16 protein-coding genes and 2 pseudogenes are annotated in these 17,685 nt (G+C 56.5%); 10 read left to right on the forward strand and 8 right to left on the reverse strand.

Going from position 1 to position 17,685, the window contains the following annotated elements; genetic code table 11:
- Positions 1-172 precede the first annotated feature (172 nt).
- Together GA829_RS22225 and GA829_RS22230 are read right to left on the reverse strand one after the other, a co-directional pair.
- Entirely contained in the window at positions 173-1,498 is a 1,326-nt protein-coding gene (locus GA829_RS22225) for a polysaccharide biosynthesis/export family protein (RefSeq protein ID WP_195174785.1), read from the reverse strand.
- A 2-nt stretch (positions 1,499-1,500) separates the two neighbouring features.
- Positions 1,501-2,373: a glycosyltransferase family 2 protein gene (locus tag GA829_RS22230; protein ID WP_195174786.1), complete on the reverse strand. Its 873-nt coding sequence runs from the start codon at positions 2,371-2,373 to the stop codon at positions 1,501-1,503.
- 246 nt (positions 2,374-2,619) lie between these two features.
- On the opposite strand from GA829_RS22230, the gene GA829_RS22235 reads away from it, so the two are divergent.
- Positions 2,620-3,852, forward strand: coding sequence for a glycosyltransferase (locus GA829_RS22235; protein ID WP_195174787.1), 1,233 nt, complete (start codon positions 2,620-2,622; stop codon positions 3,850-3,852).
- Here the strand turns inward: GA829_RS22235 and GA829_RS22240 are convergent.
- A complete protein-coding gene (locus GA829_RS22240) occupies positions 3,845-4,975 on the reverse strand; it encodes a glycosyltransferase family 4 protein (RefSeq protein WP_195174788.1) in 1,131 nt (376 codons plus the stop codon). The two genes, GA829_RS22235 and GA829_RS22240, sit on opposite strands and share 8 nt — an antisense overlap.
- Positions 4,976-5,172: 197 nt before the next feature.
- Here GA829_RS22240 and GA829_RS22245 point away from each other — a divergent pair, with 197 nt between their 5' ends.
- Together GA829_RS22245 and GA829_RS22250 are read left to right on the forward strand one after the other, a co-directional pair.
- Positions 5,173-6,450: a glycosyltransferase family 4 protein gene (locus GA829_RS22245; protein WP_258051830.1), complete on the forward strand. Its 1,278-nt coding sequence runs from the start codon at positions 5,173-5,175 to the stop codon at positions 6,448-6,450.
- A 239-nt stretch (positions 6,451-6,689) separates the two neighbouring features.
- On the forward strand, positions 6,690-8,126 hold the full coding sequence (locus GA829_RS22250) for a DUF4214 domain-containing protein (protein WP_258051831.1): 1,437 nt from the start codon (positions 6,690-6,692) through the stop codon (positions 8,124-8,126).
- Between the two features lie 770 nt (positions 8,127-8,896).
- On the opposite strand, the gene GA829_RS22255 is transcribed toward GA829_RS22250, so the two are convergent.
- Both GA829_RS22255 and GA829_RS22260 read right to left on the reverse strand, forming a co-directional pair.
- The gene (locus GA829_RS22255; protein ID WP_195174789.1) at positions 8,897-9,649 is read right to left on the reverse strand and encodes a response regulator transcription factor; all 753 of its coding nucleotides are present in this window, start codon (positions 9,647-9,649) and stop codon (positions 8,897-8,899) included.
- 616 nt (positions 9,650-10,265) lie between these two features.
- Positions 10,266-10,484: a hypothetical protein gene (locus GA829_RS22260; protein ID WP_195174790.1), complete on the reverse strand. Its 219-nt coding sequence runs from the start codon at positions 10,482-10,484 to the stop codon at positions 10,266-10,268.
- A 492-nt stretch (positions 10,485-10,976) separates the two neighbouring features.
- Here GA829_RS22260 and GA829_RS22265 point away from each other — a divergent pair, with 492 nt between their 5' ends.
- Complete coding sequence (locus tag GA829_RS22265; protein WP_195174791.1) at positions 10,977-12,416, forward strand: hypothetical protein; 1,440 nt, start codon at positions 10,977-10,979, stop codon at positions 12,414-12,416.
- A 310-nt stretch (positions 12,417-12,726) separates the two neighbouring features.
- On the opposite strand, the gene GA829_RS22270 is transcribed toward GA829_RS22265, so the two are convergent.
- On the reverse strand, positions 12,727-13,884 hold the full coding sequence (locus GA829_RS22270; protein WP_195174792.1) for a glycosyltransferase: 1,158 nt from the start codon (positions 13,882-13,884) through the stop codon (positions 12,727-12,729).
- A gap of 503 nt (positions 13,885-14,387) precedes the next feature.
- Positions 14,388-14,861: an invasion associated locus B family protein gene (locus GA829_RS22275; protein ID WP_195174793.1), complete on the reverse strand. Its 474-nt coding sequence runs from the start codon at positions 14,859-14,861 to the stop codon at positions 14,388-14,390.
- A gap of 97 nt (positions 14,862-14,958) precedes the next feature.
- On the opposite strand from GA829_RS22275, the pseudogene GA829_RS37585 reads away from it, so the two are divergent.
- A pseudogene (locus GA829_RS37585) lies at positions 14,959-15,066 on the forward strand (TIGR00730 family Rossman fold protein); the annotation flags it as partial.
- A 109-nt stretch (positions 15,067-15,175) separates the two neighbouring features.
- On the opposite strand, the gene GA829_RS36820 reads toward GA829_RS37585, so the two are convergent.
- Entirely contained in the window at positions 15,176-15,379 is a 204-nt protein-coding gene (locus GA829_RS36820) for a hypothetical protein (RefSeq protein ID WP_258051832.1), read from the reverse strand.
- Positions 15,380-15,482: 103 nt separating this feature from the next.
- Between GA829_RS36820 and GA829_RS22290 the strand changes: the two genes are divergently transcribed.
- The 5 genes and pseudogenes from GA829_RS22290 (at position 15,483) to GA829_RS37590 (ending at position 17,091) form a co-directional block, all read left to right on the forward strand.
- Positions 15,483-15,749, forward strand: coding sequence for a hypothetical protein (locus tag GA829_RS22290; protein ID WP_195174796.1), 267 nt, complete (start codon positions 15,483-15,485; stop codon positions 15,747-15,749).
- 231 nt (positions 15,750-15,980) lie between these two features.
- Positions 15,981-16,058 (forward strand): annotated as a pseudogene (locus GA829_RS36825) (hypothetical protein); the annotation flags it as partial.
- 25 nt (positions 16,059-16,083) lie between these two features.
- A complete protein-coding gene (locus GA829_RS36830; protein WP_258052380.1) occupies positions 16,084-16,296 on the forward strand; it encodes a hypothetical protein in 213 nt (70 codons plus the stop codon).
- Positions 16,260-16,421, forward strand: coding sequence for a hypothetical protein (locus tag GA829_RS22300; protein WP_195174797.1), 162 nt, complete (start codon positions 16,260-16,262; stop codon positions 16,419-16,421). The genes GA829_RS36830 and GA829_RS22300 overlap by 37 nt, the downstream gene beginning before the upstream one ends.
- A gap of 430 nt (positions 16,422-16,851) precedes the next feature.
- A complete protein-coding gene (locus GA829_RS37590) occupies positions 16,852-17,091 on the forward strand; it encodes an ArsR/SmtB family transcription factor (RefSeq protein WP_374940363.1) in 240 nt (79 codons plus the stop codon).
- Positions 17,092-17,685: the final 594 nt, after the last annotated feature.

The raw sequence follows: 17,685 nt of genomic DNA on the forward strand, positions 1-17,685 counted from the left end.
CCCAGCGTGCGCCAACAGATATGCGGGCTCGCAGTGCAAGGCAAGTCCTAGAGACGGTGCTTCGGAATCCTGTTTGAAATATCGGAAACGGGCGCCACCTCGAAGCGAGCAGCCCGGCTTGATCATCGGCCGAGCCAGCATGCCGCCCTAGTTGGTCCCAACGCGGACTCGGTCAGTTCGTACTTCCAACAGCCGTTGTTTCCGCCTGGATGCTTGCATCCGCTGCAGGCAAGCTGTCCAAGCCCGACTGCGGCAGGGGGATTTCGACCTTCACGGTATCGCCCGGCTCGACAAGGGTTGTTTCTTGGGCAGCGATTTCTTGCGTGCCGTGGTCCTTTGCCCTCACAATCTTGAAGATCGGCTTGGCCCTGGCCGCACTTTGCCTTAGGGCCAGCAGAGCGGGGACCGCAATCTGCGTCTCGTGCAGCAACTGCACCGCGGTGTCGGATTTGCTGGTGACCTCGCTGAGCTGAAGCTGTGTTTCGCGCAGGCCCTCGGCGACCTCGCTGGAACGCTGATTGGTAAGGTTGAGTATTTCGATGTCGGTCTTGCTTATCTCCTGCCTGACACGCAGCATCGAGGTCTCGGCCGCCAATCTGTCGCTCTGCATCTGGGCGACGGTCCCCTCCAGAGCAAGTTCCCGCGGTGCAACCGCGAGGCCCTTCTGCACGAGATTTGAGACACCCGCGAGCTCCTTTTGGATGAGCTCGATCTGTTTGTCATGGAAAGTCAGCTGTTGCTCGAGCGAGGCCAGCTCCTGTTGCAGGAAGTCCTTGAGTTCTCGCAGTGAACGAAGTTGGGTCGCCAGTGCATCCTTGCGGATAGCGAAAATCTTGCGTTCTTGATCCATGGCCAGCGCGACGGTTTCGTTCGAAGCCCTGTCCCTCAGTTCGGACGGGAAAGCGATGTCGTCACTGCCTGCCAGCTCTGACTGCAACCGCGCCTTTCGCGCGAGCAGGCTGACATTGTTCAAAGCTAGCAGCCCGACATCGCCTTGGCCCGTGATGTATTCTCGTCCAAGCCGAGACACATCATCCTCACGTGTGGGCAACCCGCCGGCAACCCCAAGCGCCTGCAGCACCGTCAGGCCGGGCCTGTAGGGAAACTCTCCGGATTGCTTGACGTTTCCGACGACATAGAACGGCCTGTACTGGGCAATCTCCACGGCCACGTCCGGCTGACGGCCGAGACCCATGTGCTGCATAAGCCGATCGCCTATGGCGCGAGCGAGATCCCCCGGTGCGGTGCCCTCGGCGCGTATCTGCCCGGCAAATGGCAAGAAGAGCGTCCCGTCGGCACCGACAGTGAAACTGTCGTTCAGAGCCGTCCACTCGAAGATCACATCACGCGATGCGCGCCATTCGTAGACCTTGAGCCTGACCTTGTCCTGCGGCCCAAGCAGGTACTCCGCGGCCGATGCCGGCAACGGACAAGCAGCGCCTGCCGCCAATGAAATCCCTGCCACTGTTGAAAGCCATTTCCGCATTGTCTTCACCATCGTCAGATCTTCAAGATGTATTCGGGTTCGATCCGCCCCATGGCGATATGCACGATCGCGAGCGCGTTGCCGCACAGACGCCCCCTCCGGTCGACATATGGCTCGGGCCAAAGGCTCTTTGCGAGGTTGGCCGCAATATTCCTGAACATAAGGGGAAGCGCGAAAGAGGCCGGAACTGTCCCCTTCCTTATCAGGTAGATCGCATTGGCGACCTGCGAGTAACCGAACCTCTTTCCGCTGACGCGTCCCGTTTTGATTCCGAGATGAACGCCCGTGATCGAGGTCACGCATACGACGCGACCTTTGGATCTCATCTGACTTGTGAAGTCGATGTCTTCCTGCCAGCCATAGAGGACGAGGCGCTCGTCGAAGCGCAAGTCGCCAACCAGCGAGGAGCGGAACGACATGTTGCATCCGTATGCACCGACATGGTCGACCACGGACGGTCCATCTGGCTTTCGGCCTTCCGATTCCTTGAGCGCAGCTTCTGCATCGTCCCAGGTAAGACCGGCATTGGTGGCGCCATCTCTAACGACCGTGCCCATGACAACCGCCCATCGGTCATTTCCAGCAAAAGCCTGCTCGATCTGCTCGATATATCGGGAGGATGGAACGAAATCGTCGTCGAAGAATGTTATGATGTCGAAACGCTCTAATGAGGGCACAAGAGCGGTGTTGCGTTGGGCAGCCAATCCTTTCGGACCGAAAACACTCGACACCGGGAAGGGGCAGCTGACCGGCAGTTCGATATCTGTGGCGTCGGGTGCCGACAATATGACTTCGTCTGGAAGTCTCGTCTGGCCACCCAAATACCCCAGCAGGTGAGCAACTTGCTTGCTGCGGCCGAGAGTTGGAATAATCACTGCAAGTTTCATGTTTCGCCCAAGCGTCGCTTTCCCACACCCTATGATGACGCGAGCGCTCAAACAGCCTGCATAAAAGTGGGCTCGACCAACGCGGCCTACCCCCGGGTATCCGCTTTTGAAGTATTTCCTGCAAGCAGCTCACAACCATAAGCGGTAGGCGGATACTCGCCGGCAGCAGTCCGTGACCGATCGGACAACTTGCGATCGCCCTCGGATAAAACAGAAACTGAGGCCTCAAAGGGGAAGGGGAGAACCATGCTCCACGAACGTTCTTCCGACCTGGCCATTGCGGCCAAGGTCGAAATGCCGATTGAGGAGTTTCCGGCTGCCCCGGTGCCCGACTTCGACAGATATGCCAGGATAGCGGTCGTTCATGACTGGTGCCCAAATTTCCGGGGAGGCGAACGCGTACTGGCGCAGATTTGCAAGCAACTTCCCAATGCGGAGGTGTTCACACTTTTCGATTTCCTCCCGGCCGAGGTGAAAGAGCAATACTTCCTCGACGTGGAATTTCACGCCTCCGCGGCCAATCGGATACCGATGGTAAGGAAATTCTACCGGTCCCTCTTCTTCTTTTGCCCTTTTCTGATCGAGCAGTTCGATGTGACTGGCTATGACGCTGTGATCTCGTCTTCGGCTGCATTTTCTCGGGGCGTGATCACAAGACCTGATCAGCCGCATCTGTGTTATGTGCACAGCCCCGTCCGCTATGCCTGGGACGAGCAATTCTCCTATCTTCAGCAAGGCAAGCTCGGCTTCGGTCCGAAGGGAATGCTCTACCGCTATATGCTGCATCGCCTGAGGGCATGGGATACGAGAACCGCGCACGGCCCAGACCTGATGCTGGCGAACTCAAACTATGTCCGTTCCCGAATCCGGCACATCTATGGACGTGACGCACGGGTTGTTTTCCCGCCGGTCTCGCTGAAAGAACTGTCCTGTGTCGAGGACAAGGACGACTACTATGTCTCGGCGTCCTTCCTCGCCCCCTACAAGCGCACCGACCTCGTGATCAGAGCCTTCAATGAGATGCCGTCGCGACGGCTCGTCATCGTCGGCGAAGGACAGCAATCAGCCAGCCTGCGGGCGCTGGCAGGTCCGAATGTAACATTTTCAGGGTTCCTTCCTCGCAAGGAATATATCGATACGCTTGCCCGAGCTAAAGCGATGGTCTTTGCGGGTTGCGAGGACTTCGGCATCGCCCTCGCCGAGGCGCAGGCCTGCGGGACGCCGCTGATCGCTTTCGGCAGAGGCGGCGCGGTCGATATCGCGCGGGGCCTGGGGGCACATCCCCAACCGACGGGGGTGCTGTTCAAGGCTCAGACCATCGAGCACCTCAAGGAGGCGGTCAAACGGTTCGAGGAAAACAGCCACCTCATCACGCCCCAAGACTGCGCCAGGAACGCGCAACGCTTCTCGGAAGAGAATTTCGACCGGGCCATGCTTGAGTCGATCGGAGCTGTCCAGGCACTTCACAGGGTCACGTGAGTTCACGCAACCTGACGACCTTGGTTTCTGTATCGATGCCGTCAGCAAGAGCCATTGCCTGCAGGTATATCAAGGCGCTCGCTCTCCAGCTATATGCCGAGGCTCTGGCTTTTCCCTTCGCTATGAACTGCAGGCGTAAGGCCCTGGAATTGCGCAGTCCCATGAAACGGTCGAACCATGCCTGCGGGTTGTCGGCCGCAGCGTAAAGGGCTGCGCTCCCACAAACCTCTGGCAGGCTGGCGCGTTCGGACACGACAACCGGACAGCCCAACGCCATCGCCTCGACAACGGGGAGACCAAAGCCTTCGGTTAGTGAAGGAAAGGCCAGGCAAAGCGAGTCCGTCAACAGCGCAGCCAACTCGTTGTCGGAAATGCGTCCCAGCCAATGGATGTTTCGGGCTTCAGCCCTGGCCGATGCCGTTTTGAAAATGTGCGAATCCGACATCCCGACAATCGCGATCTTCAGCCCAGCTTTGCCAAGGCGGTCGGCCATATCGAGAATGAGATGCACATTCTTGTGGGGTGCGGCGCTGCCGATCATGACGATGGTTTCAGGCGATGCCGCCAACCGTGTCGCTGCGGAGTGTTCAGGCTTCCAGAGCAAGACATGTTCATGGCCGTTCGGAGCTACGAAGACCCTCCGCTCTGGGACGATGTCCCGCCGAACCAGTTCGTCTAGCGAAAAATTTGAAACTGTCGAAATGCTGTATGCCGTCTTACCAAGGCATGGCAGCAGCGCTTTGTAGGAGGTCCTGAAGCCAAGTGAATAGCTCTGTGGCGCATTCCAGACATTTGCGTCATGAATACAGACAATATGCTTGCGCGACAAAAGCGGCCCGGTATTGCACAGGCTAAGTAGCCCGCCGCCGTGAAGAGAGGCGGCTAGCCGGGTCTGCTCCCATAGATGCCCACCCGTGGTGCCTATCTCGCATCGTTCGATAGAATTGAGCGCGATATCTGAGCTGCCCGGTGGGCAGTGAAGCCTGAGCTCAAGCCCACGGGTGAGCGGCGCCTGCTCGGCGATCAAAGCGTCCAGCGAACGGACGATCTCTCCCGCATAACGCTGGACGCCCGTTGTCGGTTGAGAAAGGAAACGTCCGTTGATCGTCCAGTGCCGTGCCATGTGTCATGTCACCCTCTCGATGTCCCTAGTTTGAAACCGTCAGCGCGTGCGGTCACTACGGCCGTTGGGTCATCCGGACCCGCCCAGCATCATCCAGGCAGGCGAGGGCGAGTGTTGGAACTACCTCAAACGTTTGAGGGCCGCAGCGCTTCCGAGAGTGTTAGTCTTGCCAGTGGTCCGGCAAGGCGGAGGAGGCGATGGGCAAATCTGAGTTCAATGCGGCGCCGGTGGTGCAGTCCGGGAATTTGAACGGAAAGATCTGCGCCACAGTGATGGCAAGATCGCTTCCCGAAGGCTCCCAGTACCTGATTGGCCATCCGGGCCGGACATTTGCGGACTTAGAGCCGCCAAAGCGGCGGTGGACCATAAACGGCGATTTCACCACGCTTCGACGCAATGGGATAGCGCGATACGCTCACGAGGTGACAATGGCTCTCGACGCCCTTATTTCGGAAGGGCATCCCTTGGGTCGCGACCTTGAGATCGATCTCGTGGTGCCGCGCCAGCCTGCCGAGCCTCTTCAACTGCAAACCATCTCGGTGCGGGTTGTCCCCGAGTTCAACAGGCCTCGACTTCCTCAGTTCTGGGTGCAGGCGCAGTTGCCTTGGCACGTGCCGGGAGGGTTGCTAAGTTTTTGCAACCTCGCACCGGTCGTGCTGAGACGCCAGATTGCATGTATCCACGACATGCATCCAAGGTTGATGCCCTCGAGCTACGCGCGAGGCTTCCGTTGGGCGCACCGCCTGATCCTGCCACTGCTGGGCAGGCGGGCTGCACGGATCACTACGGTTTCGCAACTCTCCCGCAGTCATTTGGTCGAGTTTGGGATCGCGCGCGCGGAAAACATTGTCGTCACCTACAACGGCAGCGACCATGCTAAGAAGTGGGACGCAACAAGATCATCCTTGGCTGTCAATCGAAGCAGGCCATATGTCGTTTGCCTGGGGCGGGGGGATCAAGAATACAAGAACATGGGGCTTCTTGCTAAGCTCGCACCGTTTCTCGATGAGATGGGCTTCGATCTCTGGATGCCGGGTGATATCGACGAGAGTACGGTCTTGCGACATGTCCCGGAAATGCCGTCAAACATCATCCTCCTTGGGCGCATAAGCGATAATGACTTTAAAAAAGCGCTCGAAGGCGCTCTCTGCTTTCTGTTTCCATCACGGATCGAAGGCTTTGGGTTGCCCGCTATCGAGGCGATGGCGTCGGGTTGCCCGGTCATAGCCTCGACTTCGCCCTGTTTGCCTGAAATCTGCGAAGATTCCGCCCTCTATGCTGATCCAGACGACGTCCAGGCATGGGTTGAGAATGTGCGCCAGCTAGCGGTCGACCCGGATTTGCGCAAGCGAATGGTGGGCAAGGGCCATACCAGGGCGAGCAGCTACTCTTGGCGCTGGATCGCATGGAAGTATCTCGAGCTTATGATCCAGGTCGACGCGGATTTCGGGGAGTTCAGGGGTAACGGACCGTGAGTGCGGTTACCCCATTGTTTATCGGGAAAAGCGCATATCAATTCGGTTCATCGTCGGCGTTGACCAACGCTTATCCGGGTGCTGGGCCAGAATAGCGGCACTCAAATAGCCACGCCGTCTGATGGCTAGGCTATGACCTCCAAAGGAGGTAATGCGAAGCTTCCCATACCCGTATAGGCAAATTGCTTCAGCGTCCCGCAGTTCCGACAATCCCAATATTCAATGTCGTGCAGGGAGGCATGATCGCCATGTCATTTCGTTTCGTAGCCGCAGCTGCTTTGTTGCTGACAGCATCCGCTCCCGCATCCGCCGATTTGCTCTGGGGCGTGAACGGCCATCCGGTGGTTTCATACCCGGATGTTCCGATCGAAAAACAACTCGATTTCGTCAAAAATCTCGGTCTCAAATCATATCGGGTCAACATCACTGCCGCAGGTGACGGAGATGCTCTTGCTCGGGTGGTGAAGGCCGGTAAAGACAGAGGTATCGAAATACTGCCCGTGATTACACCGGGACTGGACCTGGATAAGGAAAAGTCGGAAGAACTCTATAGTGAGGCCCGGCAATTGGCGGTCACCCTTGGCGCAAGGTTCAAGGACGATATCCGCGTTTGGGAACTCGGCAACGAGATGGAGATCTATGCCATCATAAAGCCCTGCGAGAAACGCGATGACGGATCGCAGTATCCATGCGGTTGGGGCCCCGCAGGTGGAACCGGAGTGCTCGACTACTATGGTCCGCGCTGGATAAAAGTGAGCGCTGTTCTAAAGGGACTATCCGACGGCATTACGGCAGCTGACCCTAGTATGAAACGAGCAATGGGGACGGCCGGATGGGGCCATACTGGCGCCTTCGCGCGGATGAAGCAGGACGGGATCGCTTGGGACATCTCGGTCTGGCACATGTATGGGGAAGATCCGGAATGGGCTTTCCGCGAGATTTCCTCCTACGGAAAACCCATCTGGGTCACGGAATTCAACAACCCCTACGGAAGTCAGCGCAGCGAGCGGCAGCAGGCTGACGGTGTCAAGCAAACAATGACGCGGCTTCGCGAACTCCAGGATAAGTACAAAGTGGAAGCTGCGCATATCTACGAGCTGCTCGATGAGACCTATTGGGGGACGAGCTTCGAAGCCAATATGGGGCTTGTGAGACTTACGAAAAGCAACAACGGCAAATGGATAACCGGTGAGCCGAAACCTGCCTATTTGGCTGTTCGCGACATCACCCGTGGCCCGCAGCCGTTGCCCACGCCGCGCCGAGAGTGCGACCCCGATCCCAAGTTTGCTGATGGGTTCACCTATATCCGCAAGGTTAATTTTGCTTACTGCCTCGTCCTTGGCCATGACGGCGACGCCGCCGGCTTAGACCGTTGGTCGGCGGCGCTCGACAATGGAGATGCCACGCTCGTCGACGTGATCATGGAATCCATTCGATCCGATAAGTTCGAGGCTAAATATGACACTATCGGCCTCACAGACCGCGCCTACATTGCCTTTCTCTACCAGTTGCTGTTGAATCGCCCTGGGGACAGCTACGGCATGGAAACTTATGTTCGCCAGTTGCGGGCTGGATCAATGACGCGCGACGCCATAGCCTTGGGCATCGTCAGCTCGAGTGAATTCAAATCCCGACATGCCGCAATGCGCGATTCCGATGTGCCCGCGCCCGGCTGATCAAGGCAATGACGCCGGTTAGGACGGTTGCATTGGAAGTCCTTTGTTGTGCCTGCCGCCATAAAACTTGAGGACACCGCCGGCAACCTATTCTTACTTCACGTCCGACCGGAATCCGTAGGGGCACGATTTGCTCTTGCCGGGCATACTTATGTCAATCAAGTCGATCGACCATTGCGAGCCGGCTACACCTGATCCTTCCATGGAAATCTAAGGACAATTACCTTCATCAGGCATATGCATCAAGTCGCCGGCTGGGGCGCGAACTTTGCCAACTCCTTTCATGGCAGAGATGGATCCGGCGGAGTTGCCGAGATGAAAGTCGTTTCTTTTTGCGGTGGCCGCGGCACGCGCTTTCGCGACTATTGGAACCGCCGTGTGGCGCCGCCTCCACGGCTCGTGACATTAGGCGTGCCTCAGGTCGAGGGAGCGAGCGATTACACATGCCATATTCACGTACTCGTTGCCGTCGAGGTCTCCCAAGATCACGTTCGATAGAGCCTGGCGCGAGAATCGTCGTTGCCCGTCCTTGCCGTTCGCGCGTCAGCCACTTCGGATCAGTTGGCGCGCACGGCTCTGCTCGGACGTATAGGCCGTTCCAGCCTTCGCGGAAGTCTCCGGCTCAACATGATCGATATCGGAGACACACACTGCGCTTGATAACGAACAGGACGCGACTGGCTGCGGTCGTAGATTGGACAGTGGTTGAACGAGGTCAAAAAAATACGGTCCGCCGAGGTTAACCCTCGGCGTACCGTCTGAAACCAATATCATTCTTGCGCGAGAGCGCCTTCTCCGAAAAGATCGTTGACCTTGTAGGCAACCTCAGTCCTATTCGTTGCCTTCAGTTTTTTCATGATGTTTCGGATGTGAACCTTCACCGTGCTTTCGCGCAAGTTCAATTCATAGGCTATGATCTTGTTCGCCTTACCGCGCCGAAGCGCCTGAGCGACTTCAGCCTGCCGATGCGTGAACATAGTCGTCAACGGCCGCGTGTCGCGGCTACCTGAATCGATCAGATGCCGCATGGACAAAACACTGCTGGCCGGCACAAAGATACCGCCAGCCGCGGCGAGGTTGACGGCTTCGACACAGACATCAATGCCGACGGAAGTAGGAATATACCCACGTGCACCGCATTCAAGCGCTGTCAGTATTTGCCCAATATCATCTATGTCAGACAAAATTATTACCGGAACTGAGCTAAACTCAGATGAGATTAATTTAATCTCATCTGCAATGCCGGAGTCGATAACTTTACGCCCGCCAAGATTAAATAGAATGGCAGCTAGGGGAGGGCAAGCGTCCTTCCTTTGGCGCCATTCTTCGATCGTGCCCATCGCGGCCACGGCCATACCGAGATCATGGTCTCTAAGGGCCGATGCAAGACATTCCCGATCCAAGGCCCTTCCGTCCAGAATAAGCAGGCACTCTTTATCGGCTTGTTCGTCGCTTCTTCCAGTACTTCTCAAAGAAGATCGACGCGCCAACTCAAAATTTTGCAGTCCGATTGCAGAAACCATACTAGTACCCCAACTTTGCCCATACAAGACGACCTTCAGGCGGCCGTCATAACCCCCTCAAATTCCTGGATTTTTTCGAAGTTTTATGCCCATGAAGGCCTAGCCGGATTTCTCCAGCTTCGACGCTCATCGTTTTCTCCCCTATACCACCTAGAATTGAGTAGTTTATGCTTTACGCAGCGGGGGCTAATATAAGTTAATTTTTGGTAATTTTTTTACTCACATCCAAGAAATCTCGCTAATCGCGCGGACAACAGGGGCTGGCCGATCTGCTCGATTAATGGATCCAGCATGCAATTAGATCGAGACTGGCAGAGCCTTCATGCTCATCCGATAGGCGGAAGCTAGGCAGACAGGTTTCCGCAGCGTCTTACCCCAAAGGCTTCGTTGACGACATATGTAGGACAAGACGAACATTGATTTGCCAGCGTCTGCCCGGGCTTACGCGGTCTGTCTGCGGATAAAGCGAGACAGGATAGGGGATAGGGGAGCCACTCGCCCGCCCAATTGGCTCCCCTATCACTTTGCGGTCGTGCGCGCCACAGCAGAAAATAGAAACCGCCTGCCAGCATCAGCTGACAGGCGGATAGAAGCTCCAGCAATTTATGATTGAACCTCAGGCGGTTCCCTGGGGAACCGTTTCAATCAGCCACCGCCCACCGTTTTCATCGCTATGGGTCACGGTTTCGAAGGCATCGATCAACTTCTTGGCGGCTTTGTTGGCAACGTGGGATTCAGGATACTGGGCGGTCACAGCCCGCGCCCGTTCATAAATTTCCCTGAGTTGCATCATCTGCTTAGGGCCAAATGCGCAATGTACAACCTGGGTGGTCATACCCGTTATCCTCCTCAATATGGAACTCTGGAGAACCCACCCCGTTGCCAAGAGCTCCCGACATTCTCCAATTAACACGACATTTCACGATTGTAAGCATAAGCTTGCCCGCCGACTGTGTATAAGCGTGACATTTATCGCCGTCGAGGCGTTCTTTAGTGTGCGTTTGCCATTTAGCCGTTTGCAGGAAGGGGTACGCCGTAATCCAAAAGGCCGGCGTCTCTGATTATCGCAGCGTGTTGGCCATATGCTGCGCTTGCAAGTGAACAACTCCGCACTTCGCCCCCATGGCCGGCAGCCCTTTTTATCAGGTTCACCGAGAACCATAACGCTGCGCTTTGGGATCTGTCGCTGCTCGTGGCTACGACTTCCTTCGAAACGCGGGACTACGCCGTTTGGCTCTCTTGCCGAAGCTATGCGCCAGTCGAATGATGCATCATCGGACAGTGTCTTTCGTTAGCATCACCAACTGGGAGAGGGGCTCAATCAGCAATGCAGGTTTCTTTACCGGGTTTGCTCGTGTGCGCGGCTATTCTGATCATTGCATACTATTCCCGAGGAATGCTGATTGTTGGGCTGATTGCTTCCCAGGCATTCGGCGCCACGGCCGTCATGACCCTGACTTTTTTGGGTGGGTCGTCTCCGCTCATCTACACCATGTTCGAGGCTCTGCTCGTTGCTGCCGTCGCCGCCAGACGACATATATGGCTCGACTTAGGGCGCGTGTTTGGGAGCATCCGCCCGGTCTGGATCCTCGCGAGCGTCATGGTTTACGCAATCATTGGAGCGTGGCTGTTTCCAAGGTTTTTCGCCGGTCAGACGGCTGTCTTTGTTCAGTCAAAAATCCGCGGCACGGTCGTTGAAGCTTCACTGGCTCCGGTTTCAGGAAATACCTCTCAGACAGGCTATTTCATTCTCGGTGGGCTCACAACAATCGCGCTTTGCACCCTGTTGCTGCACGCCGATAGGATAGACCAGCTACGCCGCGGATTCTTCTTGTGGTGCGGCCTGCATGCTGGCATGGGGCTGATTGATTTCGTCAGCAAGAATGCCGGCGTGGGCGACGTACTTGGCCCGATTAGAACCGCCAACTACGCGATCATAAGCGATGCTTACGAGGCTGGTTTCGCACGCATCACAGGACCTTTTTCCGAGGCGTCTTCGTTTGCCGGCGCCTCCCTGGCGTGCTTGGCATTCTCCTACACATATTGGAGAATGACCAGGTCCCGTGTCGCCGAGTGGCTGTCGGCCATTCTGCTTTTCCTGACCATCTTGTCCACGTCCTCGACCGCTTATGTTGGCCTTACTTTGCTGTGTATTCCCGTCGCCCTCTCAATGTTGGCATCAGTCCTCAAGGGACGAGTCGAGCGGGAGGAGATATTGATCACCGTCCTGATGTTGCTGGGGCTAGCCGTTGTTATGGGCGTCAGCCTCTACCGAGCCGACGCGCTTGATCCCGCTGTCAGGCTCATCAACAGCACCATCATCAATAAGGCCGATTCCGCCTCGGGGCACGAGCGCACCTATTGGAACCTCAAGAGCCTGCAATCTTTCGTCGACACCAGTGGCCTTGGCGTTGGCTTCGGAAGTTCCAGGGCATCGAGCTGGCCGATCGCGGTTTTGTCCCAGCTTGGCTTCTTTGGGTCACTGATGCTGGCTATGCTGCTCGGTGTCCTGACCAGGGGATTGGGCGGGGTACAACGATTGGTGGCGCCTGAGACGGCTGCAGTGACACTGAGCATCAGGAATGCCGCCTTCGCCGGCGTAATTGCCAACTCGGTTTCAGGCGGCAGCGCCGACCCCGGACCCCTCTTCTTCATCGCAATCGCTGTTGTCGCCGCCACCAGGGTCAGCGCCTTGCGCATGACAGCAGGCTTTGAACGACGACATCGCTATCAGACCCAGCCCATGCCTGCCATCGATGCTGCTTAGGCAACTGGCCCGCTACGCTGCGCCCGTGCAATTACCCATCATTTCAGTTGTATTGCCACGATCCCGAAAAATTGAACGACTGCTTTTCGTAGGCTATTCACGGCAATCGCGCAATTGCGCCTCTTTGGGAAGTTTATGCGCGCGATATCCGCAGCCGTATGCCGTGTTCCTTACCCTTGGACTGGGCTGAAATTAGAGGTTTGCGGTGGCTGCGGGCAATTCGCCATTTTGATATTGCTTGGCCTGCCCTTCTTGGGCGCTGCGCCAGAGGCGAGGTAATACCCAGCCTCGACCAAACTCCGGGCCCGCTCTATCCCAACAGCAGGCTTCTCCAGCATTCCAGGAAGTGCTGTTTCGAAGCGCGCGAAGCAACTTCCCGTAGTTCGCGGCTGGCCTGTGCCTTTTCGCTTGAAGTGCGTGAAAGGGCTCGTCGCATCGCTTGTCCGATTGCAATCGTGTCTTTTGGAGGAACTTGCACGCAGACGCCTTTAACCGCTTCCACCAACGCACTTCCCTCCGAGACGATCGGTAAGAGGCCCATATATGCCGCCTCCAGGGCGGGCATGCCAAACCCTTCCAGAAGGCTAGGCAGGACGAATGCCTCTGCGTTCGCGTAGAGCCAGCGCAACTGGCTGTCCCGCACATATCCCGGCAAAACCGTCCCTGGTATCGATTTTGCAAGAGCGATGATCTTCTCGCGGCCGTCGCCTCGCGAGCCGCAAAGCACGTATTTGATACCTTGCTTGTAGAACCCGCCGTCTCGATAGGCCTCAAGCGCCGTGATCTGGTTCTTACGTGTTTCAAAGGCGCCGACAGTTAAGAAAAATCGCCCGTCGACACCAGGAAGGGATTCCAGCGACCCCTCAAACAGGCCCGTTCGCACGTATAGCGGAATGGTAGTCAGGAAGCGGAAGTTTGACCCATAGATGGAAACGAAATTGTCCTTCGACCAATCGCTGACGAAAACAATCCCGGGCTTGTGCCTGCGGATTTTTTCATAGGCGACACGGTAGTTCTCGACGGTTACGGAGTCATAGAGGAAGCTGTGGCTCAAAGGACCAACGTCATGGCAGAGCACGATATCTTTTTCAGCTAGCTCAGATCTCAGCACAAAGAGCGGATCGAGAAAGATCCGGCTGTTGCCGCCTGCGGCTTTGCTGTCAATCAAGCAATATTGGCTGTCCTTAAGCCAACTGATTTCCAACATCATCAGCCTAGCCGCGATCTTGCGCGCCAGCCCTTCGGGAGCCGTCGCGCCAAGTCTCCAATATCGAACCTGTGCGTGCTCTGGTACAAATTCCTGGCAGAGGTCCTTGGCGATATGCCAAGCGCCAGTCCGGTTCAATATCGATAGCGAGTTTTCAAAGAGTGGACGGCCAACGGCTGCAGCCCCGAGAGGCTCTGAACAAGTTGATCCAATCCTTTCCGTCGCCGCGCGCGGACCCTGGCGCGTGTCAATATGCAACATCCGTCCACCTGATGGTAGTTACGAACTCGTCGACGGCTTTCATCCAATGCACCGACAATGTCGAAAAATCGTCGTAAGTGTTCAGTTTGGTTGCCAGAAGCGTATCGGGCAGTAGCTTTTTGTCAATAGAACCACAGGGGGAAGAGGCTTCTCTAAAGGATCAAGTTGGCTCTAACTCTATCGGATAATAGTCGCCGCTGTCACGCCCCGGCGATTCTGCAGCCAGTTCAGCGACAATTAGTATAAAGTTGGCATCATCAGACCCTTGCAAGGGCAGGGGGCGGATGCAAATTCAATCTACCTGTTCGAAGTATCAACTTCTTCCCAGTCCGTTGGCCGCGCTGCCCAATCTCGTAGATGGTTCCAGCCTCCGTCTGTCCCGGCGGGCCTGTCAGGCCGGTTGCGGACCCGAATATCCAGCTGGACCTTTGTCGCCGTCATTGTGCTAGGACATGCCGGAACGTCTTGCATCTTGCCGAGATCGCAGCTCTATCGTCGCCCGATCAGTTGGTGGTGCTGATTGACGCGTAAGCTTCCGCGAAGGATTTTGCGGGCAATGGCAATTTGATGGTCTGGCTATCCGACGAATAGATGATGGCCGCACCACCGTTGCCTTTCTGCAATGCTTCAATGAATGCCTGCGGCACTTCTCCCTCCACAAGGCATCCTTGCGCTGTGCAGCGGCTGATCGGGAAGGTGTTGCTATAAACACCAACCTTGATCGTCACGCCTTTGTCGATCGCAAGACCAAGGGGCACCGCCATTTGCATCCGGGCGCCGCCTTTCGTCGGTCTGGCAATCCCCAAAACCAGCGCGATCTGATCGCCGACGGCGGAGCGCACGATCACCTGGCAATTTGGCTTCGGGGCCTTCTCCGCGCATTCTGTCTTCCATGTCCCAAAAACTGCCGCGACCTTAGCCGGCTGAGGCGCAAGTGCGGCCGGAGCTTCGGCTTTTCGCGGTTTCGGTGCGGCCAACGGAGCATTCAAGAACGGAGCGGGCTGGCTCGAATCCGATCAATCGATGGATCGCCGATAGCGACGTATCGGCACGATCTGCGTTTTCGGCGGCGCCATGCTTGGCAACGATCCCGACCACGCCCGCTGCGCCACCATCCTCGGCGAGGCAATTGCCGCAGCCGGCATTCGCCTGATCTATGGCGGAGGCTGTGATGGCCTGATGGGCCAGGTTGCGATTGCCGCTGCACAAGCGGGTGGATCGGTGGTCGCCATCACTCCGCAGTTCCTAGTCGAGCGGATGAGAATGCTTTCATCCGGGATGCCAGGCGATTTCAGGTCCCGACATGAGTATCCGCAAGCAGCTCATGTTCGACTACGCGGATGCCTTCGTGGCCTTGCCGGACGGGAGTGGTCCTGCTTTTTGCCCTCGGCTGCGTGGTCCAGCAACTGTCCAATGTCAGCACGACGGTGACGAATTCGAGCCTCCTCATCAGCGCTTCGGCCGTCATTACGCCGATCGCCGCATGGCTGATCATCAGGGAGCGTCCAAGTGCACTGATCCTTTTCGTCGCAATTCTGACGTCGTGGGATCGGCCCTCCTGGCGCCGGCCTTAGCGAATTACTCCGAAAGGACAACCCATGGACCGCAACTTTGCGGCTGATCTCGCGCGGCTATCGCCCGGCACGTCAAAGGCATTGTCGGGGCGCGTTCGAAATCACGATGCGACGCGAACCATTTCGTTTGTCAGTCAGGGCCTGAAGGTCATTAAGCGAAAACTGCAGCGAGTAACGGTATTTCGACTTCGCTTCGTAGACGCCTTCAGCATCGATCGACACGGTCATCAGCCCATTTGGATCTACCTCAATATCTTCTCGAAGCAGAGGCCTGTTGAAGATTATTCGTGACTTCCCCTGTCGCTTCGATGGCTCAACCTGAACAAGCATTGGGACTGCTCCGCTAATTGTCCCGTATCGGGACAGGTGCCTTTTCTGAAGGGGCAAGCAGCAAGTTTCAGGCCAATACCCAAACATCGAAAGGAACCGTCATGGCTATATCCCGTGAAAAGGAATCGCTTGCCAAAGTGCTCGCACGAGGGCGGGTATTCTAACCACCCACAACACCCTGGCGGCCCGACAATGAAGGGCGTTACTCAGCGCGTCTATGATGGCTACCGCCGAGGCAATGGCATGGTCCCACGCCCGGTGAAGGGCATAACGGCCGACGAGATCAACGCCATCTATGATCGCCAGCATTGGGATGCCGTCCAGGGAGATTTACGCCGTCGAAGAATACCACCTGATGGCCGCCGTGCGCGAAATGGGAAAGCCGGCGTTCGCCCTGATGGCGGACAGAAAGACAAGCAAGTACGTCGGTTCGGCCTTCATCAATACCAGCCGCGCGATCCGTGAGCGGTTGTGGCACCGCTCCAAGCCAATGCCGGCCCGGCGCTGAAAGCGCCTGAAGCGGCCGGCGACGAATGGGTCAAGCCCGGCACGATCATCGGTCGCGTAATGAGCTTGCATGGCGAGGATGAACTGCGGCCTGCTTCGCTGCAGGATTTCCGGGAGGAAGGTTGATGGCCGTAACGAAAAAGATCAGGAGCGCGTCGCCTACGCTTGGATGTACAGCAACTAGGCCAGCAAAGACCGCAAGGATCTGGCGGTTCCAGGCTATTGGCAAGAGAATGCCGACGCATGGCTACTGGGGCACGAAGGCTTTAGTTGCCCGGGAACCGCCAAGACCAACCGTATGAGTGATCAAATGGAAGCTGAGCTCGACGCATCGTCGGTCAACAGCTCACCGGAATTACCCGTTATCCTCATTAAGCATAGGCTAAGATATATTCCCATACAGTGACCTGGGGCGGCAGTGGGGATTGCTTTGAATTACGCTAGAAGCCGAATCGCAAAGATCAGGAAAGAGCGCCGCGCGGTTCTCCGCGAGGTGTACCTTCCGACATGTGCGCCAATTCTGGCCGCTATGGCCCATCCCACACGTCTCCTGATAATGGCTTATCTCATTGAGGCCGACTCGACCGTCTCGGACCTCATGGCTAAAATTGGCGGCAGCCAGTCAACTGTATCGCGGCATTTGAAAAAGATGAGGAAGCCTGGGCTGATAGATTGCCGCAAGGAAGGCACTTGGCGGGTCTATTTTTGCAACTCAGTCGAAGCCAGAATGATTCTCAGAGTGATATTGGGGCTGGTCGACGAAGGACGCATCTCTCACATACCTCGCATATCCTAAAGAAGACGATTACAGTCACATTGTCCAACCGCTTGAACCGGTCAAACCGCTTGCAACGGAGGCCGCTATGGCGCAGGGCATATCTGCCGCCAACTGAAGTTGCGCGGAGGTGCCAAGCGATTTTGCGCGCACACATTTCGGCCCTGACACCCCTGCGATGGAATGGGATTTGCAAACACGCCTCAGGTGCGAGGTCGCAAATCGAAGGCTGTCGGCCTGATCTAGACGACGGACTCGAATAGGATGTCAGGCATGGGGCAGAACCTCTATGCCAAGGCTAGATGGCATATAGCAAATTGGGCACGCCGCAAACGGCTTATTTTGACGGTTCTCCAAAAAGCCGAGCTCAGCCGTTGACATTCTTGGTACGCCAAGGAGAATTAAACCCCTGTTGCCGCCGTGAAAGGGCGTTGAACGATGGTGAAGTTCGTTCAAAGCCTTCCATTATGTTGACCGCAGCAATCATCAGAGCAGGTCCATAGCGAAACCAAATTCTGTAGATATGCTGTAGCTAAGCCATTTTCCGGATCTTTTTAGGATCGACTAAGTCTTTGAAAGTGTTGGCTCCCCGCCGAATTCGAACCAGCGACTTTG

The organism is Mesorhizobium sp. INR15 (genome assembly GCF_015500075.1).
Classification (GTDB): domain Bacteria; phylum Pseudomonadota; class Alphaproteobacteria; order Rhizobiales; family Rhizobiaceae; genus Mesorhizobium.